Source organism: Mesorhizobium sp. M1A.F.Ca.IN.020.06.1.1 (genome assembly GCF_004023265.1).
Classification (GTDB): Bacteria; Pseudomonadota; Alphaproteobacteria; order Rhizobiales; family Rhizobiaceae; genus Mesorhizobium.
In genome coordinates, this window is the sequence record NZ_RZSR01000298.1 from 1 (window position 1) to 6,006 (window position 6,006).

Here is a 6,006-nt window from a genome sequence, read left to right on the forward strand (position 1 = left end):
GTGACGACCGCCGCACTTTGGGCGCCGTGGGCGAAGAGACCGGCAACGCGCTCGACGGTGAGCCCGCCGATGGCCACAAGCGGAATATCGCCTAAGCGCTGCTTCCAGGCGGCGATGCGGTCCAGCCCCTGCGGAGCCCATTTCATCGCCTTGAGAATGGTCGGGTAGATCGGTCCGAGCGCGACATAGTCCGGCTCGGCTTGGAGCGCTGTTTCGAGTTCGGCGCCGTCGTGGGTGCTGAGGCCCAGCCTCACGCCCGCCCTGCGGATCGCCTTCACATCAGCCTCCGCCAGATCTTCCTGGCCGAGGTGAACGAAATCGCAATTTTCCTCGATCGCAACACGCCAGTAATCGTTGACGATGAGCTGGCAGCCGTGGCTGTCACAGACTGCCTTCGAGGCGCGAATTTCTCGGCGCAGCGAAGCTTCGTCCTGGTCCTTAATGCGCAGCTGCACCAGCTTCACGCCGAGCGGCACCAGACGTTCGATCCAAGCGGCGGAATGGACGATCAGGTAAAACGGATCGAGCTTCATGAGAATGCTGCCATGCCGATGACGGGGGTGGAGGGAACGGCCATGTCGCGCGGCTCGAGCAGGCCGGCGCAATAGGCCTCGCGGCCGGCCTCGACCGCCTTGCCGAAGGCCGCCGCCATGGCAACGGGATCGCCGGCCCTGGCGACGGCGGTGTTGAGCAGCACCGCGTCGTAGCCGAGCTCCATCACGGCCGCGGCATGCGAGGGCCGGCCGATGCCAGCATCGACAATCAGCGGAATGCCGGGGAAATGGCCGCGCAGGCTTCGCAGCGCATCGGGGTTCTGCGGCCCGCGTGCGGAGCCGATCGGCGCGCACCAGGGCATCAAGAGCCTGCAGCCGGCGTCGAGCAGGCGCTCGGCAACGATGAGGTCGTCGGTCGTGTAGGGAAACACCTCGAAGCCTTCAGAGGCAAGGATCCTTGCGGCTTCCACCAATCCGAATACGTCGGGCTGCAGCGTATCGTGGTTGCCGATCACTTCGAGCTTGATCCAGTCAGTGCCGAACACCTCGCGCGCCATCCGCGCCGTGGTGACCGCTTCCACCACCGAGTGGCAGCCGGCGGTGTTGGGCAGCACGCGAACGCCGAGCGACTGGACAAGCGACCAGAACTGGCCGCCGGCTTTGCCGCCTGAGGTTTCGCGGCGGAGCGACACGGTGACGATCTCCGTGCCGGACGCTTTCACCGCCTCCGCCATGACGGCAGGCGAGGGGTAAAGCGCGGTGCCCAGCAGAAGGCGGGACGAGAGTTTCTGTCCATGGAACTCGAGCATGGGATCAGCCTCCCTTCATCGGCGAGAGGATTTCGATGCGGTCGCCATCGGTGAGCCGGCAGCGGTCCCGTTCCCTGGCCGGTACGACGTCACCGTTCCGCGCGGTTGCCAGCCAGCCGCCTTGGAAATCGAGTTCGCTGAGCAGCGCGGCAAGTGTTTCTGCTGCGACTTCATGGGCTTGGCCGTTAACGGTGAGCTTCAAGGGCAAACTCCTTTGCTCCAGGATCCCAGGATGAGGTCGGCTGCCCGCCGCGCCATGGCCGGCGCGAGCAGGAAGCCGTGGCGGTAGAGGCCGTTGATGCGAATATTCCCCCCGTCGCGCTCGACGCGAGGCAAGTTGTCGGTGAATGCGGGACGCACGCCAACACCGGTTTCGACCAGCTCGGCTTCGCCGAAGGCCGGATGCAGCGCATAGGCGGCGCCGAGCAGCTCCATGGTCGAGCGCGCGGTGATCGGGCCTTCGGTATCGCACTCGATCATCGTCGCGCCGACCATGAACAGGTTTTCCGCGCGGGGCACGACATAGACGGAGACGCGCGGATGCAGCAGCCGCACCGGGCGGGCCAGCGAGATCTCGTGCGTTCGCAGGATCAGCATCTCGCCGCGCACGCCGCGCAGTTCCGGTCGCCTGTCACCGCTGCCGGTGCAGTCCACCTCAATATCCTGAGATGCCGGCGCCGAGTTGCGGCCGAACTCGACGCGCGCGCCCATCCCGCGCAGCTTGTCGCGCAGGGAAAGCAGAGCCGTCCGTGGGTCGAGATGCGCTTCCTCAGCGAAGAACAGCCCGCGCCCGAACCGGCCCTTGAGCGCCGGCTCGAGTGCCGCGATTTGGCTGGCGTCCAACTGCCTGAAGCCGGATGTGCGGCGGCCGAAGCGGTCGAGTTCGCCGGCATCGCGGGCAGACGCCAGCACCAGCGTGCCGCGGCGCGCGACATGGCCGGGCAAGGCGGCGTCCCACCAGTCGGCTGCGCCGCGTCCGAGCGTCAGTACGGTCGCTTCGGCGTTCTCGCGCTCGCACCAGGGCGCGAGCATGCCGCCAGCCTGCCAGGAGGCATTGCCGGCGATCTCTAGCCGTTTCTCGACCACGGTCACATCGGCGCCGCGCGTTGCCAGCTCGTGCGCGAGCGTCAATCCGGCAACGCCAGCGCCGCGAATGAGCACCTTCATGGCGTGTCCGTGCGCTCGGGGGTGCTGTCGAGCGGCATATAGAGATCGCCGCCGTCGCGGTACTTCGCAGCCATGGCCGCGAGCCCTTCCTTCTGCGCTTCCGCGCGGATGTCGTGCGAGATCCGCATCGAGCAGAATTTGGGACCGCACATGGAGCAGAAATGCGCCACCTTGTGCGCCTCCTTCGGCAGGGTTTCGTCGTGGAAGGCGCGCGCCGTCTCCGGATCGAGCGACAGGTTGAACTGGTCCTCCCACCGGAACTCGAAGCGCGCCCTCGACAGCGCGTCGTCCCTGACCTGGGCGGCCGGATGGCCCTTGGCGAGGTCGGCGGCATGAGCGGCGATCTTGTAGGTGATGACGCCAGTCTTGACGTCGTCGCGGTCGGGCAGGCCGAGATGCTCCTTCGGCGTGACGTAGCAGAGCATCGACGTTCCGAACCAGCCGATCATCGCCGCGCCGATGCCCGATGTGATGTGGTCATAGCCCGGCGCGATGTCGGTGGTGAGCGGCCCGAGCGTGTAGAACGGCGCTTCGCCACAGACCGCGAGCTGCTTGTCCATGTTTTGCTTGATCTTGTGCATCGGCACGTGGCCGGGGCCCTCGATCATCACCTGGCAGTCCTTGGACCAGGCGATCTTGGTGAGCTCTCCGAGCGTTTCCAGCTCGGCGAACTGGGCCGCGTCATTGGCATCGGCGATCGAGCCGGGGCGAAGGCCGTCGCCGAGCGAGAACGCCACGTCATAGGCCCGGGCGATGTCGCAGATCTCCTCGAAATGCTCGTAGAGAAAACTCTCCTTGTGGTGATGCAAGCACCATTTGGCCATGATCGAGCCGCCGCGCGACACGATGCCGGTGACGCGGTCGACGGTGAGCGGGATATAGGGCAGGCGCACGCCGGCATGGATCGTGAAATAGTCCATGCCCTGCTCGGCCTGCTCGATGAGGGTGTCGCGGAACACCTCCCAGGTCAGTTCCTCGGCGACGCCGCCGACCTTCTCAAGCGCCTGGTAGATCGGCACCGTGCCGATCGGCACCGGCGAATTGCGCACGATCCACTCGCGGATGTTGTGGATGTTGCGCCCGGTCGAGAGGTCCATCACCGTGTCGGCGCCCCAGCGGATCGCCCACACCATCTTCTCGACCTCTTCGGCCATCGACGAGGTGACGGCGGAGTTGCCGATATTGGCGTTGATCTTGACCAGAAAATTGCGGCCGATGATCATCGGCTCGCTTTCCGGGTGGTTGATGTTGGACGGGATGATGGCGCGGCCGCGCGCCACCTCGTCGCGCACGAATTCCGGCGTGACGAAATCGGGGATCGCGGCGCCGAAGTTTTCGCCCTCGCGTTGGAGTTTCGAACGCAACTGCTCCCGGCCGAGGTTCTCGCGGATGGCGACGAACTCCATCTCAGGCGTGATGATGCCGGCGCGCGCATAGGCGAGCTGTGTGACGGCGCGGCCGCCGGCCGCGCGCAACGGTCTGTTGCGAACCGGGAATTCCGGCGTCAGGCGATCGGCTGAGACGAAGCCGTTGTCTTCCGGCTTGATCGTGCGGCCCTCGTAGCGCTCCACGTCTCCGCGCGCCTCGATCCATGCCTCGCGCAGCCGTGGCAAGCCACGCTCGATGTCGGTTTTCATCGCGGTGTCCGTGTAGGGACCGGACGAGTCATAGACCGTGACCGGCGGCTCGCCGGCGCTCGGGTGGACCGAGATCTCGCGCATCGGCACCCGCAGCTCCGGGTGGAGCTGACCGGGTTTGTGGACCTTCTTCGAAGCGGGCAATTCGCCGACGGTGACGGTCGGGGTGTGGGCATTCATGAGTGAGCCTCCTTGCTCGAGTGCACGGAGACCCAGTCCACGCGATGAGGAGGAAGTGACGCTTCGCTTAGGATGCGGGCACTGCCCGAATGCCGAAGCCGGATTGCCGACCCGCGAAGCTTCGCACCGTCCCTACGCCAGTATGAACTGGATCAGGTTCAACGGGTCACTGCGCGCTATTAGCAGTATCTCAGCCCCTTGCCGGGACTCCCCTGGTGAGGCGCCTAGGTTGGACGATGCGACGCTATCCTGTCAACTCGACTTCATGACTTCTCCAGCCTCGAACAAGCGACGAGAAGCGGCGCAGCCACGCAGCTTTGATCGAGCATCTCTTACATCGACGCCCATTGAGCCACGACCCGGCGCGCGTCGAGCTGGCAGTCGGGGCCCACTTGTCATCCGCCAAGGAAACGCTTTTGCGATCCCTTGTGGCGGCGGATTGAAGAACGCATTTTTCGCCTCGAAGAGCATCTGTTCGGCGTCCACGGACGCTGGTTCGATTTGTTCAGGACCGAGTTATTGCGCAGCCGTAAGGGTCGAGTTGCAGCGTTCCTTCAACGGCCTTGCCCGTCAGCAGGTCAAGGCCCTTTGGGACGTTGGGTACGATCACGGCGACTTCCGTGGTGTTCAGCACGAACATCAGCCGGCGGTCGTCGGCTTCCCTGACAGAGACCTCCACCCCGGCAGGCAGGTCGGGCAGCAAAGGCGCTATACCGGCTTTGGCCAGCACGACATCGACAAGCTTCTCCGTCAGTTGCGGCGTGAGATACGTGCCGACATAGACAACCCGACCTTGCCCGACCTTGCGGGCGGTAATTGCCGGAGAGCCGGCGGCGAAGCGGTTCGACCAGATGCCGAGCACCTCGGTGTCAGGCGCTACATCAAGCACCTCGTACAAATGCGCAGCCTGGAATTCTTCATTGCCAAGGGTGAACAGGTATTTGCGTTCCGCGGACGAGGCCGGGAGCGGCGGCGGTGCATAGGCGCCCATCGGAGCCGGACGAAACAGCGAAAACAGGCCGCTGCCGCCTTCGGGAACGACGCGGCCGAACTCCGCCACCCTGACGCCGCTCAGGGCTGCAAGGGCCTTGCCGGGCGCCTGCTCGCGAATGATGTGGTTGTTCTCGTCCCTCGTCGCGCTCAATGCCGACAGGATCAGCGTACCGCCGTTGCGGACGAATGTTTCGACAGCCTCGTTCCATTCATCCTTCCACATCACCCAATGCGGGACGTAGAGCGCCTTGAGCCGCGAAAGATCGTCTTCGGGATGAATGAACCCGCATGCAATGCCGTTCTGATAGCAGTGGCGATGAAGCAGCGTCGCGTCTTCGAGCGGACTGGGGAGGCCGATCGGATAGGTCTTGTGAGCCTCCTGGTTGTCGAAGTCCGCGCCGGCGATGCCGAGGTCCATGCGCACTGCGGTGCCAAGAATCTGCTCCTTCGCGGCGGCGATCTCATGGAAGAAGCGGCTTGCCTCGTCATAGCGGCGGCGCGGCACGTCGTCGTGATCGATGACGCCCATCCAGTAGATCTCGGCGCCGAAATGCGCGGGACGCCAACGAAAGAACATGACACCGTCGGCGCCGCGCGCCACCGAGGTCATGGCCATGCGACGCATCTCGCCGGGCTCCGGCGTCATCGTCGAGAAGCCGGGCTGGCTGCCGAAGCCTGAGGCCTGCTCCGGAACGATGAAGTTGCCGGAATAGGCGCGGCATATGT

6 protein-coding genes and 1 riboswitch are annotated in these 6,006 nt (G+C 65.1%); all 6 genes read right to left on the reverse strand.

Going from position 1 to position 6,006, the window contains the following annotated elements; translation table 11 throughout:
* Window positions 1-533: thiamine phosphate synthase (locus EOA60_RS15070; RefSeq protein ID WP_128311554.1), on the reverse strand; the 533-nt coding region annotated here is incomplete at its 3' end.
* Window positions 530-1,303, reverse strand: coding sequence for a thiazole synthase (locus tag EOA60_RS15075; RefSeq protein WP_095826152.1), 774 nt, complete (start codon window positions 1,301-1,303; stop codon window positions 530-532). The genes EOA60_RS15075 and EOA60_RS15070, both read right to left, overlap by 4 nt.
* Before the next feature lie 4 nt (window positions 1,304-1,307).
* Entirely contained in the window at window positions 1,308-1,505 is a 198-nt protein-coding gene (thiS, locus tag EOA60_RS15080) for a sulfur carrier protein ThiS (protein ID WP_095826153.1), read from the reverse strand.
* Window positions 1,502-2,470 carry a glycine oxidase ThiO gene (gene thiO, locus EOA60_RS15085; RefSeq protein ID WP_095826154.1) on the reverse strand — a complete coding sequence of 323 codons (969 nt, stop codon included), beginning with the start codon at window positions 2,468-2,470 and terminating at the stop codon, window positions 1,502-1,504. The genes thiS and thiO overlap by 4 nt, the downstream gene beginning before the upstream one ends.
* Complete coding sequence (gene thiC / locus EOA60_RS15090; RefSeq protein WP_095826155.1) at window positions 2,467-4,287, reverse strand: phosphomethylpyrimidine synthase ThiC; 1,821 nt, start codon at window positions 4,285-4,287, stop codon at window positions 2,467-2,469. The genes thiO and thiC overlap by 4 nt, the downstream gene beginning before the upstream one ends.
* A gap of 111 nt (window positions 4,288-4,398) precedes the next feature.
* Window positions 4,399-4,511: riboswitch (TPP riboswitch) on the reverse strand.
* 281 nt (window positions 4,512-4,792) lie between these two features.
* Window positions 4,793-6,006, reverse strand: a 1,214-nt coding sequence (locus tag EOA60_RS15095; RefSeq protein WP_206628140.1) for a beta-galactosidase trimerization domain-containing protein, incomplete at its 5' end; no start/stop codon positions are given.

Coding starts and splice junctions, on each gene's coding strand:
- thiO (WP_095826154.1), bottom strand. CDS start 2,470: ATGAAGGTGCTCATTCGCGGCGCTGGCGTTGCCGGATTGACGCTCGCG.
- thiC (WP_095826155.1), bottom strand. CDS start 4,287: ATGAATGCCCACACCCCGACCGTCACCGTCGGCGAATTGCCCGCTTCG.
- EOA60_RS15075 (WP_095826152.1), bottom strand. CDS start 1,303: ATGCTCGAGTTCCATGGACAGAAACTCTCGTCCCGCCTTCTGCTGGGC.